At 73.6% G+C, this 19,112-nt stretch carries 15 protein-coding genes; 9 read left to right on the plus strand and 6 right to left on the minus strand.

The genetic code is table 11. From position 1 onward, the window contains the following. Nucleotides 1-71: 71 nt before the first annotated feature. On the plus strand, nucleotides 72-1,199 hold the full coding sequence (locus ABD207_RS15755; RefSeq protein ID WP_344013491.1) for an aminopeptidase P family protein: 1,128 nt from the start codon (nucleotides 72-74) through the stop codon (nucleotides 1,197-1,199). 61 nt (nucleotides 1,200-1,260) lie between these two features. Next, a complete protein-coding gene (locus tag ABD207_RS15760; protein ID WP_344013493.1) occupies nucleotides 1,261-2,235 on the plus strand; it encodes an aminoglycoside phosphotransferase family protein in 975 nt (324 codons plus the stop codon). A gap of 80 nt (nucleotides 2,236-2,315) precedes the next feature. Here the strand turns inward: ABD207_RS15760 and ABD207_RS15765 are convergent, their stop codons facing one another. Then, nucleotides 2,316-3,080 (minus strand): sugar isomerase domain-containing protein, encoded by a 765-nt coding sequence (locus tag ABD207_RS15765; protein WP_344013495.1) that lies wholly within the window; start codon nucleotides 3,078-3,080, stop codon nucleotides 2,316-2,318. An 85-nt stretch (nucleotides 3,081-3,165) separates the two neighbouring features. Then, on the minus strand, nucleotides 3,166-4,119 hold the full coding sequence (locus tag ABD207_RS15770; RefSeq protein ID WP_344013497.1) for an N-acetylglucosamine kinase: 954 nt from the start codon (nucleotides 4,117-4,119) through the stop codon (nucleotides 3,166-3,168). Nucleotides 4,120-4,333: 214 nt separating this feature from the next. Here ABD207_RS15770 and ABD207_RS15775 point away from each other — a divergent pair, with 214 nt between their 5' ends. Both ABD207_RS15775 and ABD207_RS15780 read left to right on the plus strand, forming a co-directional pair. Next, nucleotides 4,334-5,212, plus strand: coding sequence for a MurR/RpiR family transcriptional regulator (locus tag ABD207_RS15775; protein ID WP_344013499.1), 879 nt, complete (start codon nucleotides 4,334-4,336; stop codon nucleotides 5,210-5,212). 58 nt (nucleotides 5,213-5,270) lie between these two features. Beyond that, nucleotides 5,271-5,813 carry an MOSC domain-containing protein gene (locus ABD207_RS15780; RefSeq protein ID WP_344013501.1) on the plus strand — a complete coding sequence of 181 codons (543 nt, stop codon included), beginning with the start codon at nucleotides 5,271-5,273 and terminating at the stop codon, nucleotides 5,811-5,813. A gap of 60 nt (nucleotides 5,814-5,873) precedes the next feature. Here ABD207_RS15780 and treZ read toward each other — a convergent pair whose 3' ends face one another. Continuing rightward, nucleotides 5,874-7,619 carry a malto-oligosyltrehalose trehalohydrolase gene (treZ, locus tag ABD207_RS15785; RefSeq protein WP_344013503.1) on the minus strand — a complete coding sequence of 582 codons (1,746 nt, stop codon included), beginning with the start codon at nucleotides 7,617-7,619 and terminating at the stop codon, nucleotides 5,874-5,876. Nucleotides 7,620-7,791: 172 nt separating this feature from the next. On the opposite strand from treZ, the gene ABD207_RS15790 reads away from it, so the two are divergent. From ABD207_RS15790 to ABD207_RS15800, 3 genes are all read left to right on the plus strand, one after another. Continuing rightward, complete coding sequence (locus ABD207_RS15790; RefSeq protein ID WP_344013505.1) at nucleotides 7,792-8,343, plus strand: FHA domain-containing protein; 552 nt, start codon at nucleotides 7,792-7,794, stop codon at nucleotides 8,341-8,343. A 240-nt stretch (nucleotides 8,344-8,583) separates the two neighbouring features. Further along, nucleotides 8,584-9,936 (plus strand): M14 family zinc carboxypeptidase, encoded by a 1,353-nt coding sequence (locus tag ABD207_RS15795; RefSeq protein ID WP_344013621.1) that lies wholly within the window; start codon nucleotides 8,584-8,586, stop codon nucleotides 9,934-9,936. After that, entirely contained in the window at nucleotides 9,933-10,364 is a 432-nt protein-coding gene (locus tag ABD207_RS15800; RefSeq protein ID WP_344013507.1) for an SSI family serine proteinase inhibitor, read from the plus strand. Before ABD207_RS15795 ends, ABD207_RS15800 begins: the two co-directional genes overlap by 4 nt. Nucleotides 10,365-10,580: 216 nt before the next feature. Here ABD207_RS15800 and treY read toward each other — a convergent pair whose 3' ends face one another. Both treY and glgX read right to left on the minus strand, forming a co-directional pair. Further along, nucleotides 10,581-12,974 carry a malto-oligosyltrehalose synthase gene (gene treY, locus ABD207_RS15805; RefSeq protein WP_344013509.1) on the minus strand — a complete coding sequence of 798 codons (2,394 nt, stop codon included), beginning with the start codon at nucleotides 12,972-12,974 and terminating at the stop codon, nucleotides 10,581-10,583. 132 nt (nucleotides 12,975-13,106) lie between these two features. Beyond that, a complete protein-coding gene (gene glgX / locus ABD207_RS15810) occupies nucleotides 13,107-15,269 on the minus strand; it encodes a glycogen debranching protein GlgX (RefSeq protein WP_344013511.1) in 2,163 nt (720 codons plus the stop codon). A gap of 574 nt (nucleotides 15,270-15,843) precedes the next feature. Between glgX and ABD207_RS15815 the strand changes: the two genes are divergently transcribed. Together ABD207_RS15815 and ABD207_RS15820 are read left to right on the plus strand one after the other, a co-directional pair. Beyond that, nucleotides 15,844-17,088 (plus strand): SAV2148 family HEPN domain-containing protein, encoded by a 1,245-nt coding sequence (locus tag ABD207_RS15815; RefSeq protein WP_344013623.1) that lies wholly within the window; start codon nucleotides 15,844-15,846, stop codon nucleotides 17,086-17,088. A 106-nt stretch (nucleotides 17,089-17,194) separates the two neighbouring features. Further along, complete coding sequence (locus ABD207_RS15820) at nucleotides 17,195-17,917, plus strand: 3'-5' exonuclease (protein ID WP_344013513.1); 723 nt, start codon at nucleotides 17,195-17,197, stop codon at nucleotides 17,915-17,917. 12 nt (nucleotides 17,918-17,929) lie between these two features. Here the strand turns inward: ABD207_RS15820 and ABD207_RS15825 are convergent, their stop codons facing one another. Beyond that, on the minus strand, nucleotides 17,930-18,793 hold the full coding sequence (locus ABD207_RS15825; protein ID WP_344013515.1) for a phosphotransferase enzyme family protein: 864 nt from the start codon (nucleotides 18,791-18,793) through the stop codon (nucleotides 17,930-17,932). Between the last annotated feature and the right edge of the window lie 319 nt (nucleotides 18,794-19,112).

Raw genomic sequence — 19,112 nt, forward strand, 5'->3', positions numbered from 1 at the left:
CCGGGTCGCGTCGCCACCGCCCGCCAGGCAGGATGCTGCCCGTAGCCCTCTGTCGCCCTGGGAGGCCCCGGATGACCGGCACCGCACCCGCGCCCTTCACCGCCGACGACTACACGGCCCGCATGGAGCGCGCCACCCGGGCGGCCGCCGACGCGGGGCTCTCCGGACTGCTCGTCACCCCGGGGCCCGATCTGGTGTGGCTCACCGGCTACGCCCCCACCGCCGAGACCGAACGGCTGACCCTGCTGGTCCTGGCCCCCGGGCAGGACCCCGTGCTGGTCGTCCCCACCCTGGAGGCGGCGGACGCCGCCCGCGCACCCGCCGCACCGGCCCTGACCCTGCGCGACTGGACCGACGGCAAGGACCCCTACGCCGTCACCGCCGACCTGCTCGACGCACACGGCCGCTACGGCATCAGCGACAACGCCTGGGCCATGCACCTGCTCGGCCTGCAGTCCGCCCTGCCGGACGCCTCCTACGCCTCCCTCACCCACGCCCTGCCGATGCTCCGTGCCGTCAAGGACGCCGCCGAGCTCGAGCTGCTGGCCGCGGCCGGCGCCGCCGCCGACGCGGCGTTCGAGGAGATCCGCGGTGTGCGCTTCGCGGGCCGCCGGGAAGCGGACGTCGCCGCCGACCTCGCCGCGCTGCTGCGCCGGTTCGGGCACTCCCAGGTGGACTTCACGATCGTCGCCTCCGGCCCGAACGGCGCCAACCCGCACCACGAGATCGGCGACCGGGTCATCGAGCACGGCGACATGGTCGTCCTGGACTTCGGCGGCCTGAAGGACGGCTACGGCTCCGACACCTCCCGCACCGTGCACGTCGGCGAACCCACCGACGAGGAACGCCGGGTGCACGACATCGTGCGCGAGGCGCAGGAGGCGGGCTTCCGGGCCGTGCGCCCCGGCGCCGCCTGCCAGGACGTCGACCGTGCCGCCCGCGCCGTGATCGCCGACGCCGGCTACGGCGAGTACTTCATCCACCGCACCGGGCACGGCATCGGCGTCACCACCCACGAGCCGCCCTACATGATCGAGGGCGAGGAGCAGCCCCTCGTGCCCGGCATGTGCTTCTCCGTGGAACCCGGCATCTACCTGCCCGGCCGGTTCGGCGTCCGCATCGAGGACATCGTGACGGTGACCGAGGACGGCGGCCGGCGCCTGAACAACACCACCCGGGAGATGGTCATAGTGGAGTAGGGCGATGACCACGACCCCGTCCGAGCACCTCCCGACTCCCGGAACGACAACGGCGCGATCGATGACCCAGGCACCGACACCCACCGCGGACACCGTCAGACAGCTGGTCCGTACCCTGCTGCAGGACAGCCGGGCGGCCAGGACCGGCAGGGGCGGCCCCCGCGGCGCCGCACTCCCCGCGGACCCCGAGGTGCGGCCCGCCGGCGGCGGTGAGGGGGCCACCACCTGGTGGGTCGGCAACCGCCATGTGCTGCGCCTCGCCCCCGACCGCGAGGCGAGCATCCGGCTGCGCCGCGAGATGCGGCTGCGGGACCTGGTGCGCCCGCACGTCCGGATCGCGCTGCCGGTGAGCGTGGCGCACGGCGAGTGGGCCCCGCAGCTGGTCTGCACCCTGGACACGCGGGTGCCCGGCGGCTCGGCCGAGGATCACGACGTCTCCGCCGTCGGCGAGACCGACCTGGCCGGACTCCTCTCCGGCCTCCGGGAGGTGCCGCTGCGGCAGGCGGACACCCTCGGCGTGCCGCGGATCGCGCCGCGCTCGCTGAAGGTGCTGCGCCGCGCCGCCGTCCAGGCCGCCGGACGGCTCGACGAGGCCGACGAGTTCGACTCAGGCCGGCTCGACCAGCTCACCCCGCCCGCCGCCGCCCAGCTCGCCCCCCAGCCCGGCGGAGTGGTCCTCGTCCACCACGCCCTCACCGGCGAGCACCTCGTGGTCAGCGCCGACGGCCGGGTGCGCGGCGTGCTCGGCTGGGACGCGGCCGTGCTCGGCGACCCGGCCGAGGACATCGCCGGCCTCGCCCTCGCGGTGGGTGCCCCCGCCGCCGTGCGGGCCGCGACCCTCGCCGGCTACGGCGCCCGGCCCTGCCTGCGCGGCCTGTGGCTGGCCCGCTGCGACGCCGTGCTGCACCTCGCCGAGGGGATCACCGGCAGCGATCCCACCCCGCTGCCCCTGCTGCGGACCCGGCTGCACCGCGCCTGGGAGCCGATCCTCCTCGAACGCGTCACCGACCTGCGCAAGGAGGACGAGGCGCTCTAGGCTGTTCCCGCTCCTGGCAGGTCCGTCAGCACGCCGTCCGGGTCCCTCGGCCGGCTTCCGGCCTCGACGCCGCCCGTCCGTCAGAAGCCGCCCCGGTGCAGCCGGCCCTCGTAGCGCGCCTCCAGGACGGCGTTGCGCTCGAAGCCGCCCGGCAGGTTGGCGGAGACGTAGACGGGGACGTCGTGCCCTTCGGTCATCAGCAGGGCCACGCTCTCGGCCACCACCATCTGCACCAGCGTGGTGGAGACGATGGTGGACACCCCGCACAGGGCACCTCCGTCCGGCAGCGGCAGCAGTGCGTCGCCCGCGGGCGCACCGTTGTCCAGCACCACGTCGGCCAGGTCGGCGAGCCGGCGCCCGCTGGGGTGCAGCGCGGGCACCGAGCGGGTGTGTTCCAGCGAGGTGAGCGCCACCAGCCGGTGCCCCTTGCCCGTCACCAACTGCGCCATGTCGACGATGGAGTTGTTGACCCCCGAGTTCGAGATGATCACGAACAGGTCCTGGGGGCGCGGGGTGCTCAGCTCGTAGAGGCGGGCGGCGAGCCCCGGCCTGCGTTCCAGCAGCGGGTCCGACAGCACGGCGCGGTCCTCGCCGCCCCGGAGCACGAGGTCGGCGAGACCGATGCGGTTGGTCGGGACCAGACCGCCCGCGCGCCCGCAGATCTCCAGTGCGGTGGCCTGCGAGTGGCCGGTGCCGAAGGCGTGGATCACCCCGTCCGCCGCCACGCAGTCCGCGAACAGCCGGGCCGCCGACGCCACCGCCGCCTTGTTCGCCTCGATCGCCGCGTCCAGCGAGGCACGCGCCCGGTCGGCGAAGACGCTCGCGCTGATCTGCGGGTCGGTCATGGAGACTCACCTTCGCTGGTCGCAGTGATCGGTTGAATGATCGGTTGAATGATTCAGTGTCATGCGGCTTGCTTGAAACGATGAATCAGCGACCTCGGCGCGTCAAGAGCCCGGCCAGTGCCACGGCTCCCGCCGCGCCGTCCGGGACCGCCTCGATCCGCAGGCCGGTCGGCGCCAGACGTGCGGCCAGCCGGTCCGTCAGCGGTCCTCCCGGTGCGAGCAGACCGCCGGTGGTGACCAGGAGTTCGCCGGGCCGGGGATCCAACGCGGCCACCTTGTCGGCGAGTTCGCCTGCCGCCCGGTCGAGGAGCGCGCGGGCGGCCGGATCCCCGCCGTCCGCCGCGTCGGTCACCAGGGGGCACAGCGCGGCCAGGGCGACCGGCGGCCTGGAGTAGGTCCAGTCGGCGACGGCGTCCCGCAGCCGGATGAGCGCGAGCGGCGAGGGCCGGTCGTCCAGACGGTGTTCCGGGGCCACTTCTGCCAGTACGCGCTCCACCAGCGGACCCCGCGGGCCGCGTCCGTCCAGGGCCCGTACGGCAGCCCGCAGGGCCTCGCGGCCCAGCCAGAAGCCGCTGCCCTCGTCGCCGGTCAGCCAGCCGTGCCCGTCCACCAGGCGCACGGCGCGCCGCCCGGCCAGCCGCGCAGCGGTCGAGCCGGTTCCCGCGATCAGGACCAGCCCGTCCGCGGGCGCCCCGGGGCCTGAGGCGAACGCGACCTCGCAGTCGCCGTACACCTCCACGGCGGCGGCCTCGATCCCCGAGGCTGCCAACGCTTCGGCCAGGCAGGCGGTCGCGTTGTCCCGGCCGTGCCCGGGACCGCCGCCCGCGAAGCCTCCCGCGACCGCCGTCACCCCGGCGCGCAGGCCCTTCGGCACGGCGGCGCCGATGGCGTCGCTCAAGTGCCGCACCAGATCGGCCGGGCGCACGCCGAGCGCGTTCCCGGGACCGCCGGTTCCCGTGCCGATCACCCGGCCCGCCGGGTCCGCGCAGTACGCGCGGGTACGGGTGCCTCCGGCGTCGACGCCGAGCAGCAGCGGCATGGACAGTCCCGGCTGTCCCGGCTGATCCGGCTGTCCTGGCTGTCCCGGCTGATCCGGCTGATCCGGCTGTTCCGATGATTCATCGAGCACACTGCATGGTGGTTGATAGAATCACGGCCTGGCAAGAGGCCAGGCATCGGCGCGTCGGCCGAAGTCATCCGCCGGCACCGCCTGCCCCTGCTGCAGCCCACCCGACGAATCGAGCGAGCCCGCCGTGATCACCGCGCTGATCCAGTCCGAACTGCCCCGGCTGACCGCCTCGCTGCGCAAGGTCGCCGAGCACGTCCTCGCCGACCCGGCCGCGCTCGCCCACACCTCGGCCGCCGACCTCGGCCGCCGCACCGGCACCTCCCAGGCCACGGTCACCCGCTTCTGCCAGGCCCTCGGCCTCGACTCCTACCAGGCGCTGCTGCTCGAACTCGCCAGGGAGCAGGGGCAGCTCACGCAGGAGTCCCCGGCCCGGGACCGGCCCCTCGGACCGGACATCGGGCCGGACGACGGCCTGGACCACGTCATTGAGGTCATCGCGCAGGCGGACCTGAGGGCGCTGCGCGCCACCGTCGAGCGCCTGGACCGCGAGGCGCTGGACCGGGCGGCGCACGCCCTGGTGAAGGCCCGCCGGATCGACTTCTACGGAGTGGGCGCCTCCGGAGTGCTGGCCCGGGAGGCGGAGGCCCGGCTCTTCGGCATCGGCTGCCCGGCCCGGGGCTGGACCGAGGTGCACGCGGCGGAGACCTCGGCGTCCCTGCTCACGCCCGCCGATGTGGCCGTGGCGCTGTCGCACTCGGGCAACACCCGCGAGGTGCTCGGCCCCCTGCACCTGGCCGCCGAGCGCGGCGCGACGACCGTCGCCATCACCTCCGACCCCCGCTCGCCCGCCGCCCAGGCCGCGTCGATCCACCTCGTCTCCACCTCCGGCGAGACGAGCTTCCGGCACGGCGGATTCGGCGCCCGCCACTCCGTACTGCTGATCATCGACTGTCTCTATGCCCGCGTGGCCCAGCTCTCCTACGACCGCGCCACCGCCTCGATCGCCCTCACCGCCCACATCTCCGACAGCCACAGCGCCCGCCGGCCGCGCCGCCGCACCTGAACCGGCCCGTCCCGTAGGGTGGTTGGAGATCCCGGACGCCGAGGAGGGGGCTCGCACCATGAGCGGGACAGTGACCGCGGTCAGCAGCAACGGGGAGTATTCGTTCACCAAGCCCAACCGGGAGAGCATCACCCTGCTCGCCGGGCTCGGTGTCGAGGGCGATGTGCACGCCGGGACGACGGTCAAGCACCGCTCGCGCATCGCGCAGGACCCCACGCAGCCGAACCTGCGTCAGGTCCACCTCATCCACGAGGAACTCTTCGCGGAAGTGTCCCGCGCCGGCTTCGAGGTGAGGCCCGGCGACCTCGGCGAGAACATCACCACCCGCGGCATCGACCTGCTCGCCCTGCCGACCGGCACCCTGCTGCACATCGGCGCGGAGGCGGTCGTGGAGGTCACCGGGCTGCGCAACCCCTGTGTGCAGATCGACGCCTTCCAGGAGGGGCTGCTCAAACAGGTCGTCGGCCGGGACGAGGAGGGCAACCTGGTCCGCAAGGCCGGGATCATGAGCGTCGTGCGGCGGGGCGGGGTGGTCCGCCCCGGCGACACGATCACCGTGAAGCTCCCGGCAGAGCCCCACCGGCCTCTGGAGCGAGTCTGACCCGAGCCCTCCCGGAGGTCTCGGGTCTGACCCGAGGCCTACCGGAGGCTGCGGCCCGGCTCACTCCTGGAGCAGCACCACCGCCGACTCCCCGGGCAGATGCAGCACGCCGTCCGCGCCCGGCGCCTCGACCGGCTCCCAGGCCGCGAGGATCCGGGCGGTCGGGGCGCCGAGCGGGATGGCGGCCGGGGCGGGGGAGAGGTTGACCGCCACACGGATGTCGCCGCGGCGGAACGCCAGCCAGCGGTCCTCCTCGTCATAGGCGACCTTGGTGTCCGCCAGGTCCGGGTCGGTCAGGTCGGGCTGCTCGTGGCGCAGCGCGATCAGCCGCCGGTACCAGTCCAGCACGCGGGCGTGCGGCTCGCGTTCCGGCTCCGACCAGTCGAGGCAGGAACGCTCCCGGGTGGCCGGGTCCTGCGGGTCGGGCACGTCCTCCTCGGCCCAGCCGTGCGCCGCGAACTCCCGCCGCCTGCCGTCCCGTACCGCCTTGGCCAGCTCGGGATCGGTGTGGTCGGTGAAGAACTGCCAGGGCGTGCTCGCCGCCCACTCCTCGCCCATGAACAGCATCGGCGTGAACGGCGCGGTCAGCACCAGCGTCGCCGCGCACGCCAGCAGCCCGGGGGAGACCAGCGCCGACAGCCGGTCCCCCTGGGCGCGGTTGCCGACCTGGTCGTGGGTCTGGCTGTAGCCGAGCAGCCGGTGCCCCGCCACCCGGGTGCGGTCCAGCGGCCGGCCGTGACTGCGGCCACGGAAGGTGGAGTACGTCCCGTCGTGGAAGAAGCCCCCGGTGAGCGTCTTGGCCACGGCGGCCAGCGGGGCGCGGGCGAAGTCCGCGTAGTAGCCCTGCGACTCACCGGTCAGCGCGGCGTGCAGGGCGTGGTGGAAGTCGTCGTTCCACTGCGCCTGCAAGCCGAAGCCGCCCTCCTCGCGGGGCGTGATCATGCGCGGGTCGTTCAGATCCGACTCGGCGATCAGGAACAGCGGCCGGCCGGTGTCGGCCGCCAGCGCGTCCACGGCCTCCGACAGCTCCTGAAGGAAGTGCCGGGCGCGGGTGTCCACCAGGGCGTGCACCGCGTCCAGCCGCAGCCCGTCGATCCGGTAGTCCCGCAGCCAGGCCAGCGCGCTCTGCACCAGATACGCCCGCACCTCGTCCGAGCCGGGCGCGTCCAGGTTCACGGCCGACCCCCACGGCGTCTGGTGGGTGTCCGTGAAGTACGGGCCGAACTGCGGCAGATAGTTGCCGGACGGCCCCAGATGGTTGTGCACCACGTCGAGGACGACCCCCAGCCCCTTGGCGTGCGCCGCGTCGACGAACCGTTTCAGTCCCTCGGGGCCGCCGTACGGCTCGTGCACCGCCCACAGCGACACCCCCTCGTACCCCCAGCCGTGCCGGCCGGGGAAGGGGCACACCGGCATCAGCTCGACATGGGTGACGCCCAGGCGGGCCAGATGGTCCAGTCGCCCGGCCGCCGCGTCGAAGGTCCCCTCACGGGTGAAGGTGCCCACATGCAGCTCGTACAGCACCGCCCCCGGCAGCGGACGCCCGGACCACTCGGTGCGCCAGACGTAGCGGTCGTGGTCCACCACCGCGCTCAGCCCGTCCGGACCGTCCGGCTGCCTGCGCGACCTCGGATCGGGCAGCACCGGGCCGCCGTCCAGCGAGAAGCCGTACCGGGAGCCGTCCCGCGCCTCGGCCTGCACCCGCCACCACCCCTCGCGCTGCGGGTCGCGCTCCATCTCGCGCATGACACCGTCGCACGCGAGCGTCACTCGGCCGGCCTGTGGTGCCCACACCTCGAACTGCACGGACGGTTCCCCTTCGTCTGCTCACCGTGATACAGCCCGTCCATCCTGCGGCATGAGAGATCAATCCGCTTGTGAATGTTCCCTTTTGCGGCGGGTCTCGCCGGGCACCTCCCCGGACGCCCGTTTCCTGGTTTTCTGGACAGTCCGGCCGCCCTGACCGACAATCACCTGCGTGACGTCGTCCTTCGAGTTCAACACGTACCCCGCGCGGCTGTCCGACGCGGAGCGCGACAAGGCGCTGAAGGTACTGCGGGACGGCGTCGCCATGGGCCGGCTCTCCCACGACACGTTCATCCGCCGCATGGAACTGGCGCTCGCCGCACGCCGGCCGGAGGAGCTCGCCGCGCTCACCGCCGACCTGCCCACCGAGAACCGCCTGTCCCGGCTGATATTCGGCACCGTCGAAGCCGTCTCCGGGTTCACCGTCCGGCTGCGCAGGGCCTGGCAGGCCGAGCGGCTGCCCAAGCTGCTGCTGCCGCACCCGGCCGGCGGCCATCCGCTGCGCATCGGCCGCGACCCCGCCAACGGGCTGCGCCTCAACCACGAGACGGTCTCCCGGGTCCACGCCGAACTGCGCCACCAGGGCGGCATGTGGGTGCTGCGGGACCTCGGCTCCACCAACGGCACCACGGTGAACGGGCGCAGGGTCATCGGCGCGGCCGTCGTCCGCGAGGGCGACCAGGTCGGCTTCGGGCGGATCACCTACCGGCTCGCGGCGAACTGAACACCGTACCGGCCGCGATGGGTGAGCCTCTCCTCGTCCCTCCAGCCCTCGGTCGGTCCTCCGGCAGCCCTCGGTCGGTCCTCCGGCAGTCCTCCGTCGGTCCTCCGGCAGTCCTCGGTCGGTCCTCCGTCAGTTCCCCTTTGCTCTCCGCGGTGTTGACGCGGCCCGGGGGTTCGTGACTGACTGTATGTACGCCTGTACGCCGGGTGAAACGACGGCAGCACTTCATGGAGGTGTGCCCTGCCGCCCCTCCTGCGCTATCCGACCGTCGACGAGCTGGGCGCGCGGGCCGCCGCCCTCGTCGCGCGCCATCCCCGCACCGCCCGCCTCCGCCGCGTCGGCGTCTCCCGCGCGGGCACCCCGCTGTGGCTGCTGACCATCGGCAACGGCAGCCGGCAGGTCCTCGTGGTCGCCGGACCGCACGCCAACGAACCCGTCGGCGGCGCCACCGTGCTGCGGCTGGCCGAACGCACCCTGGCCGACCCGCGGCTCACCGAGGCCGCCGACGCCACCTGGAACCTGCTGCTCTGCCTCGACCCCGACGGGCTGCGCCGCAACGAACGCTGGCTCACCGGCCCGTACGCCCTCGGGCACTACTTCCGGCACTTCTTCCGGCCCGGATTCCTGGAGCAGCCCGAATGGCTGCCGGACGGTGCCGCCGCGGCGGCGCTGCCCGAGACCCGCACCCTGCTCGCCCTCCAGGACGAACTCCGGCCGGCGCTGCAGTGCTCCCTGCACGGCGTCGACGTCGGCGGCGGCTTCGTCGAGCTCACCCGCGACCTGCCCGGCCTCGGCGGGCGCGTCGCGGCGATCGCCGCCCGCCTCGGCATCCCCCGCGAACTCGGCGCCTACGACGCCCTGTACTGGCCCGGCCTCGGCCCCGCCGTGTACCGCATCCCGTCTCCGCACCCGGGCGATCTGGCCGCCGCCATCACCGAGGCGGCCGTGGAGTCGACCTGGTTCCATCCGCACCGCCACGGCACCGTCACCGCCGTCGTCGAGGCACCCATGTGGGGCGTGACGGCCGTCTCCGACGGCTCCCCGCACGCCGACGCGCCCGCCGTGCTGCGGGCCGTCAGCAGCACCCTGCGCGAGGACACCGTGCTGCTCGCCGGGCTGCTGGCCCGGATCCGCCCGCATCTGGCCGCCGCGCCCGAGACGGCCCGGCTGCTCGCCCCGGTGGGCGACTACCTCCTGGTCTGCCCCGGCCTCGCCGACGCCTGGGACCCCGACCACGGCGGCAGCGCCGCCCGCCCCCTGCCGCCCATGACCACCGCACGCCTCGCCGCCCTGCGCATCGCCGGGCAGCGCCTGGCCCTGCGCACCGCGGGACTGCTGTACCAGCTGGTGACGAGCACCGGACGCGACCCGGCCGGGGTGCTGCCGGAGCTGGACCGCCTCATCGACGCCCGCTGCGCCGACTACCGCGACATGTGGGCACCCCGCTGGATCCCCGTCGCACGCCAGTCCGAGTACCAGGCGCGGGTCGTCCTCGCCGCGTTCGAACTGACCCTGCGTCACCCGCGCGTACGCTCCCGTTCGGGTGAGCCGGGATGGGGTCCGGGCAGCGCCGTGCCGATGCACCGGGAATGAGGTACTTCCCGACGACGCTACGAAGCGCCCTGCCGTCCCTGACCGCCCTGCTCGCCTGCACGGCCCCCGCGCAGGCCGATGCCCCGCCGGCCGGCGTCCGGCCCGACGGCACCGGCACCAGCAGGCTCCAGATCACGGTCACCCCGCAGGAGTCCCGCACGGCCGTCCCGCGCACCGCGCTGCTGCGCTGCGACCCGCCCGGCGGCCACGCCCGCGCCGCCGAGGCCTGCGCGGACCTCGCCGCGGCGGGCGGCCGCATCGACCGCATCCCCGCGAAGGACACCTACTGCACCATGGTCTACGCCCCGGTGACCGCCCACGCCCGCGGCGAGTGGCGGGGCCGCCCCGTCGACTACTCGGAGACCTTCCCGAACCGCTGCACCATGGAGGCCAGGAGGGGCGCCGTCTTCACCCTGGACGGGCGGTAGGACACCCCGCCCTGGGGGGTGTCCGCAACGTCGCGTCGTCCGCCCGGAGCGCGGCTCCGCGGCGTCCGGTGCGTGCTCTGGGGATTCCCCGGCCGAAGGCTGAGGGAGTGCCGGGCGGACACCCGCGTACTGGTGGTACTCGGGTGTCCGCCCGGTGCGGCGAGTGGGGGTACCCCCTCTGGGAGAGCGTGCAGGGCGTCGCGGAGCAGGCGGGACTCACTCCCCGGTGCGCTCCAGCAGCGCCACCGGCAGCGCGGCGAACAGGTCCTCCGCACGCACCTCCGACCCGAAGACGCGGCCGGCGTCCAGCACGTCCGTCCAGCGGCCCGGCGGCAGGGTGAGCCGGGTCTCCCGCCAGCCGCCCGCCTCCGCCAGGCGCAGGGACAGCCGGGTCACGGCCGTCAGGACCCGGCCCGAGCGGAGGAACGCCACGCAGTGCGGCGCCGCGGGCCCCTCGGCCGGCAGCGGCCGGTACGTCGCCGTGTCCCCGAACACCTCCGGGAGCCGGGCCCGCAGCCGCAGGGCCGCCCGGGTGACCGCCACCTTGCTGCCGGGGCCGCCGTCGCCGTCCTCGCCGATGCCGTCGAAGCGCACCGGCCGCCGGTTGTCCGGGTCCACCAGTGCCCGGTACTCGTGCTCCGTGCCCTGGTAGACGTCCGGCACGCCCGGCATCGTCAGATGCAGCAGCGCGGCGCCCAGCACATTGGCGCGGATGTGCGGTTCCAGCGCCGCCCGCAGCCGCGCCACCCGCTCACCCGGCCCGCCGCACGGACCGGCCGCCACGAACCGGGCCACCGTCTCCTCGTACGAGGGGTCCTGCTCGGTCCAGCTGGTGTGCAGGCCCGCCTCGCGCACATGCTTCAGCAGCGCCCCCTGCACCCGCTCCTCCTCCGCCGGGCCCAGCCCGAACACCGTCTGCCAGGCCGCCCACGCCAGCTGCGCGTCCGGCACCCCCTCACCCGTGCGGGTCACCTCCGCCAGCAGGTCCGCCCAGCGCCCCGGGCACTCGGTCAGCACCTGCAGGGCGGCCCGCACATCGGCACTGCGCTTGGTGTCATGCGTGGAGACCACCGTGCCGGTCGTCGGCCAGTCGCGCTGCAGCCGGGAGCAGTACGCGTGGAACTGCTCCGGCGGCACCGCCGGGCTGCCCGGCTCGCCGCCGACCTCGGTCGCCGACAGCAGCGGCACATAGCGGTAGAACGCCGTGTCCTCCACGGACTTGGCCCGCAGCGCCGAGGAGGTCTGCGCGAACCGGGCCCGGAACTCCTCGTGCTGCGGCCCGTCGCCGTACCGCCCCAGCACCAGGTCCCGTACGACGTCCACCGCCTCCGCCTCCTCCGGGACCGTGAAGGCGTGCCGGGCCTCGGCCGCGGTCTCCTCGGTCACCACTCGGGAGGCGTCTACGGAGGCGTAGGGCCGGTACACCTCGAGCCGGACCAGCAGCTCCACCAGGGCGGTGCGCAGCGCCCAGGGCGCACGGTCGCGCAGCGCGGGCTCGGGGGAGGTCGCGCACAGCCGGCTCGCCACCCGGGTCAGCCGGTCCGTCTCCGCGGCCAGCTCGTGGTTGAGCACCTTGTACGCGGCCCGCCGCACCGTGGCGTCCCAGTCGCCGCCCCGGTCCGCCGGGGGCGCCGCGAACCGGCGGTACTGGCCCAGCAGGTCCCCGAACCCGGCCGGGTCCACGAACAGGCCGTCGATGTGCCGCAGGGCGTCGTAGCCGGTGGTGCCCGCGACCGGCCAGGAGGCGGGCAGCGCCTCCCCGTCGGCGAGGATCTTCTCCACCACCGTCCACCGGCCGCCCGTCGCCTCGTGCAGCCGCTGCAGATAGCCGTCCGGGTCGGCCAGCCCGTCCGGGTGGTCGATGCGCAGGCCGTCGAAGACCCCGTCGTGCAGCAGCCGCAGCATGGTCGCGTGGGTGGCATCGAACACCTCCGGGTCCTCCACCCGCACCCCGATCAGCTCGGAGATGCTGAAGAACCGCCGGTAGTTCAGCTCCGTGCGGGCCAGCCGCCACCAGGCGAGGCGGTACCACTGGGCGTCCAGCAGCGCGGGCAGCTCAAGGCCCGCGGTGCCCTCCCGCAGCGGGAACTCGTGGTCGTAGTAGCGCAGCACCGCGCCGTCGGCCTTGATCCGGTCCAGTTCCGCGCCCAGCGGCGCGCCCAGCACGGGCAGCAGCACCCGGCCGTCCTGCGCCTCCCAGTCGATGTCGAACCACCGCGCGTACGGCGAGGAGGGCCCCTCCCTGAGCACCTCCCACAGCGCCCGGTTGTGGCGGGGTGCCATCGCCATGTGGTTGGGCACGATGTCGGCGATCAGCCCCAGCCCGTGCTCCCGGGCGGTGGCCGCCAGCGCCCGCAGTCCCTCCTCGCCGCCCAGCTCCTCGCGCACCCGGGCGTGGTCCACCACGTCGTAGCCGTGCGCCGAGCCCGGCACGGCCTCCAGGACCGGCGACAGATGCAGATGGGACACGCCGAGCGAGGCCACGTACGGCACGGCGGCCGCCGCGGCACCGAACGGGAAGCCGGGCTGGAGCTGCAGCCGGTAGGTGGCCGTGGGCACCGGTGCGCCGGGGCCCACAAGGGCCCGATCGACAGTCCGCTCAGAGGTCATGCACAGCTACGTACCCGCCCTGCCGTGTTTCCTGTCAGTTTCCTGTCATCGCCCGCCACCGGACCACACCGGTCACCGCCCTCCGCTTCCTCACCCTCGCCGGACCCCACGGAGCCGCCTCCCTCCGCCGGACTACACCGGGCGCTGGAGCACCGTCAGGCTGCGGTCGGTCAGGGTCAGCCGGTCCCCGGCGTTCACCTTGGGACCGGTGCCCGGCGGGACCCCGTCCGCGCGGGCGGTGTCGACCACCACCTGCCACTGCCGGCCGTGGTCGACGGGCACCACGAAGTCCAGCGGCTTGGGGGAGGCGTTGAACATCAGCAGGAAGGAGTCGTCCGTGATGCGCTCACCGCGCGGACCCGGCTCGGAGATCGCGTTGCCGTTGAGGAAGACCGTCAGCGCCGACGCCTGCGCGGACTCCCAGTCCCGCTGGGTCATCTCCGAGCCCTCGGGAGTGAACCAGGCGATGTCCGACAGCTCGTCGTGGGTGCCCTCCACCGGCCGGCCGTGGAAGAAGCGGCGCCTGCGGAACACCGGGTGGTCCTTGCGCAGCCACACCATCGCCCGGGTGAATCTCAGCATCTGCCGGCGGAAGTCCTCCGCGTCCTTGGCGTCCTTGGCGTCCCCCTCGTCGCCCTCGCCTCCGTCGTCCGGCCAGTCCACCCAGGCCAGCTCGTTGTCCTGGCAGTAGGCGTTGTTGTTGCCGTGCTGGGTGCGGGCCAGCTCGTCGCCGTGGCTCAGCATGGGGACGCCCTGGGAGAGCATCAGGGTGGCGATGAAATTGCGCATCTGCCGGGCCCGCAGCCGCAGCACCTCCGGGTCGCCGGTCTCGCCCTCCACGCCGCAGTTCCAGGACCGGTTGTGGCTCTCGCCGTCCCGGTTGTCCTCGCCGTTGGCCTCGTTGTGCTTCTCGTTGTACGAGACCAGGTCGTGCAGGGTGAAGCCGTCGTGGCAGGTCACGAAGTTGATCGAGGCGAGCGGGCGCCGCCCGTCGTCCTGGTAGAGGTCCGAGGAGCCGGTCAGCCGGGAGGCGAATTCCGCGAGCGTCCGCGGCTCGCCCCGCCACAGGTCGCGCACGGTGTCCCGGTATTTGCCGTTCCACTCGGTCCACAGCGGCGGGAAGTTGCCCACCTGGTAGCCGCCCTCGCCGAGGTCCCACGGCTCGGCGATCAGCTTCACCTGGGAGACGACCGGGTCCTGCTGGACCAGGTCGAAGAACGACGACAGCCGGTCCACCTCGTGGAACTGCCGGGCCAGGGTGGCCGCCAGATCGAAGCGGAACCCGTCGACATGCATCTCCGTCACCCAGTACCGCAGCGAATCCATGATCATCTGCAGGACGTGCGGCGACCGCATGAGCAGGGAGTTCCCGGTGCCGGTCGTGTCGATGTAGTACCGGCGGTCCTCCATCAGCCGGTAGTACGAGGGATTGTCGATCCCCTTGAAGGACAGCGTGGGCCCCAGGTGGTTGCCCTCGGCGGTGTGGTTGTAGACGACGTCCAGGATCACCTCGATCCCGGCCTCGTGCAGCGCCTTCACCGCCGACTTGAACTCCAGCACCTGCTGGCCGCGGTCGCCCCAGGAGGCGTAGGCGTTGTGCGGGGCGAAGAAGCCGATGGTGTTGTAGCCCCAGTAGTTGCTCAGGCCCATGTCGACCAGCCGGTGGTCGTTGACGAACTGATGGACGGGCATCAGCTCCAGCGCCGTCACCCCGAGCTTGCTCAGATGCTCGATCACCGCCGGGTGCGCAAGGCCGGCGTAGGTGCCGCGCAGCTCGTCGGGGAGCTTCGGGTGCCGCATGGTGAGCCCTTTGACATGGGCCTCGTAGATCACCGTGTGGTGGTACTCCGTACGGGGCCGCCGGTCGTCCCCCCAGTCGAAGTACGGGTTGACCACCACCGAGGTCATGGTGTGCGGCGCGGAGTCCAGGTCGTTGCGCCGGTCGGGGTCGTCGAAGTGGTAGCCGTACACCTCCTCGCCCCACTGGATGGACCCGCTGATCGCACGCGCGTACGGGTCGAGCAGCAGCTTCGCGGAATTGCAGCGCAGCCCGCGCTCGGGTGCGTACGGACCGTGCACCCGGAAGCCGTAACGCTGCCCGGGCATGACGCCGGGAACGTACGCGTGCCGCACGAACGCGTCGCTCTCGCGCAGCTCGATCGCCGTCTCGGAGCCGTCGTCGTGCAGCAGACACAGCTCCACTCGGTCCGCAACCTCCGTGAAGACCGCGAAATTCGTACCGGCGCCGTCGTACGTGGCACCGAGCGGATACGCCTCGCCAGGCCAGACCTGCATGGACACGACTCTTCCAGGTGTACGGCGCCGGTGGGGGCGCCTTCGCTCCGAGTCTCCCCGAGTCTCCCCGAAGTGGGGAGACCACCTGGGCATATGCCCCTCATCAGTGACCGACCAATGGGACTAAGGAGACTGCAGCGACGCCTGAGGCTGCAGTGATCCCAGTGACCCTGAGCTGCCGTGATGCGCGCGACGCCCGGGACGACCGTCCACCGTCCGGGTGAACGTCAGGATTCGGCCTCCGGCTCGCCGCCCGCCCGACCGCCGGCTTTCGGCCTGCGGACCCGCCGCCCTCCGGCCACGAGCCCGCCGCCCGCGTCCCCCGCCGGATCCGGGCCCCCGGACGTCCTGCATGCCGACTCCCCCCGCCCCGGCGGGTGTTGAGCGGCCGCGCCGCCCGGAGCCGCTATGAAACCGCTCACTTCCCGCGGTCCGGCCGCAGAGGAACATTCCTGTGAAAGACGGAAGTTGGGAAACGAGCCTGTCCATCGGGCTGCACCGTGCGCCGCATGCGGAGTACTCTCCTTGATCGTCGGCACGGGGAGGACTCGGGGGAGTGGAAGGCGGTGCGCGGGTGGGCTCGGGAGGGCTGGAGCTGCCCCCTGGTGACGAGGATCACGAGGGGAACTCCACGGAGGTCCCGCCCGGTGCGGTGTCCCTGGCACGGCCTATGGACGCAGGCGCGGGCTCGATAGGGCCGGAACTGGACTGGGACGCCGACGCCTGGCGCGAGGTACGCACCCGCGCTCAGCGCGCGGGACGGGCCTACATCTGGCTGAATCTTGTCGAGCAGCGGCTGCGCGCCGTGGTGGCGGCCGTGCTGCGGCCCATCTACGAGCCCGTGCACGGGGACGACTGGGTGGTCGCCGCGGCCGGGCCCGCAGGCCAGGAGTGGGTGCAGCGCGCGGTCGCGGTGCGCGAGGTCAGCCGCCGCAAGGGCTATCTGCTCGACCCGGCCGACGACAATGTGCTGTCCTTCCTCACACTGCCGCAGCTGCGGGAGCTGATGGTCCAGCACTGGCCCTGCTTCGAGCCGTACTTCGACGACCGCCGGGACGTCGAGCTGGCCCTCGACGAGCTGGAGGTCACCCGCAACGTCGTCTCCCGCAACCGCGCGCTCTCCGAGGCGGTCCTCAACCAGGCCGAACGGGCCTCCGCGCGGCTGCTCGAGATGCTCGGCGCGGGCGGCGACGTCCCCTCCGCGCGCCGGCTGCCCGTGGACGCGGTGGAGGACCTGGTCGGCGACCGGTACGCCGATGTCGTGGCCGTCCACCCCGACCGGGTGCGCCTGCTGCGGCAGTTCCCGGCCGAGGACATCTTCGGCGGGGCCCGCCGGCTCGACGCCATCGGCATCGGGCTCAACCTGCTGGTGCAGAACTTCTCCGGGCGCCGGCTGGTCCGCCTGGCCGAGTCCGGCTGCCGGGTGCGGCTGCTGTTCCTCAACCCGGCCTCCAGCGCGGTCAAGCGCCGCGAGCGCGAACTCGGCATCAAGCGAGGGGAGCTGGGCCGCGCGGTCGAGATGAACATCCTGCACATGCGCCGCGTCCGCTCCCGCCTGCGCGACCCGGGAGCCTTCGAGATCCACGTCTACGACGAGACGCCGCGCTGCACGGCGTACCTGGTGGACGCCGACGGCGCGGACGGCATCGCCGTGGTGCAGCACCATCTGCGCCGCGCCCGCGGCATGGAGGCGCCGGTCCTGGTCCTGCGCAACGGCAACAAGCTGGTCAAACCGGGCGAGGTGGAGGAAGGCGGCCTGTTCCCCACCTATCGCGAGGAGTTCGAGCAGATGTGGGTGGATTCGCGCCCCGTGTCGTGACGTACGCCCGGGGCCGCCAAGCGGAAGCCGATCCTCGGATTGTCAGTGCCGCATGCGAAGGTATGGGCCACTGGGGGAACGCACCACACAGAAGGGGGGGCAGCCCATGGGCTGGCACCGGGAGCTGCTGATCGGCTTCGACCTGGAGACCACGGGCACGGACCCGCGCGAGGCGCGGATCGTCACGGGCGCCGTGATCGAGGTCCGGGGCGGGGAGCCGATGGGGCGCCGGGAATGGCTGGCCGATCCGGGCGTGCCGATCCCCGCGGAGGCGGTGGCGGTCCACGGCATCAGCAACGAGCGCGCGGCGGCGGACGGCAGACCCGCCGACCAGGTGGCCGACGCCATCGCCGACGTCCTCGCCGGCTACTGGAGGACGGGCGTCCCGGTCGTCGCCTACAACGCCGCCTTCGACCTGAGCCTGCTCTCCGCCGAACTGCGCCGCTACGGCCTGCGTTCCCTGCGCGAGCGCCTGGGCGGCATCGACCCCGCGCCCGTCATCGACCCGTACACCATCGACCGGTTCGTCGACCGGTACCGCCGCGGCAAGCGCAACCTGGAGGCGGTCTGCGCCGAGTACGGCGTCGCCCTCGACTCCGCGCACGACGCGACGGCGGACGCCCTCGCCGCGGCCCGGCTCGCCTGCGCGATAGCCGTCCGGCACCCCAAGGTGGCCTCGCTCGGCCCGGCGGAGCTGCACCGCCGTCAGATCGAGTGGTACGCCGCCTGGGCGGCCGACTTCCAGGACTTTCTGCGGCGCAAGGGCGACACCGCGGCGATCGTCGACAGCTCCTGGCCCCTGCGCGAGACGGCGGGCGAGCCGGTCTGAACCGGCCCCTCGTCAGAAGGGGTACCAGCGGACCGTTTCGTCCCCGGCACGCAGGGAGGCCACCCGGCGTTCGAACTCGGCCAGGGCCCTGGGGTTGGTCGGTGCGTGCTGGGCGACCCAGGCGCAGCTGGCCGTCTCCCGGGCGCCGCGCAGGACGGAGCAGCCCTCCCAGGAGCGCACGTCCCAGCCGTAGGTCTCCGTGAAGGAGGCGTACGCCTCGTCCGGGAGGCCGTAGCGGTCGTGGGAGAGGGCCATCACCACGAGGTCATGCTCGCGCAGATCGGCCGAGAAGGTCTCCAGGTCCACGAGGACGGGTCCGTCGGGGCCCACGTGCACATTGCGCGGGAGCGCGTCGCCGTGGACGGGGCCCGGCGGCAGATGAGGCGTCAGTGCCGCCACGGCCGAGGCGAAACCGTCCCGCCGCTCGCGCAGATACGCCGCGTCCGCGGGGTCGATGGCGTCGCCGGCGAGCCGCAGCCAGCGTTCCACGCCGCCCAGCAGATCGCGCTGCGGGAGGGCGAAGGGGGGAGCGGGGAGGGCGTGGACCAGACGCAGGAGCGTGGCCAGATCGCGCGGCTCGGCGGGGCGTACGGCTTCGGGCAGCCGGTGCCACACGGTCACCGGGTGGCCCTCGACCAGCAGCGCCTCCGGCTCGGCCGCCCGGACCGCCGGCACCCCGGCGTCCGCCAGCCACAGTGCGACGGCCAGCTCCCGGCGCGCCCGGTCCAGCAGTTCGGCGTCCCGGCCCACCTTGACCACCACGTCACCGGCGGCGAACACGGCGTTCTCGCCCAGGGCGAGCAGCCGCGCGTCCCCGGCCGCGCCGGGCAGCACCCCGGCCGCGTCCAGCACCTCACGCGCCCGTGCCTCGTCCATCCGCCCGCCTCCGTGTACGTCCTCGGTCCTCCGCGCCGGGCCGGGTGCGGCACCGGCAGCTCCGGTCCGCCTGCCTCGACCATGCGCAGACGGTCCGGTCACATGTGCCCTCAGTCTCGCATTCGCACTGGTAGGGCTCCCGCACGCCCCTCGGTCCGGGCACGCAGACGCGCCGAAACCCGACGGGCCACCCAGGGCGGCGGGTGGACAGGGCCTCAGGCAAGGGCGCCGGGAACATCTCCGACTGTTGCACGAGACCGTCGAGGCGGAGCTGCGCCGCTGACCGGCAGCCCATAAGCGGGGGGAGGCCCGGCGGACC

Source organism: Streptomyces thermospinosisporus, from assembly GCF_039526425.1.
Taxonomy (GTDB): Bacteria; Actinomycetota; Actinomycetes; order Streptomycetales; family Streptomycetaceae; genus Streptomyces; species Streptomyces thermocarboxydovorans.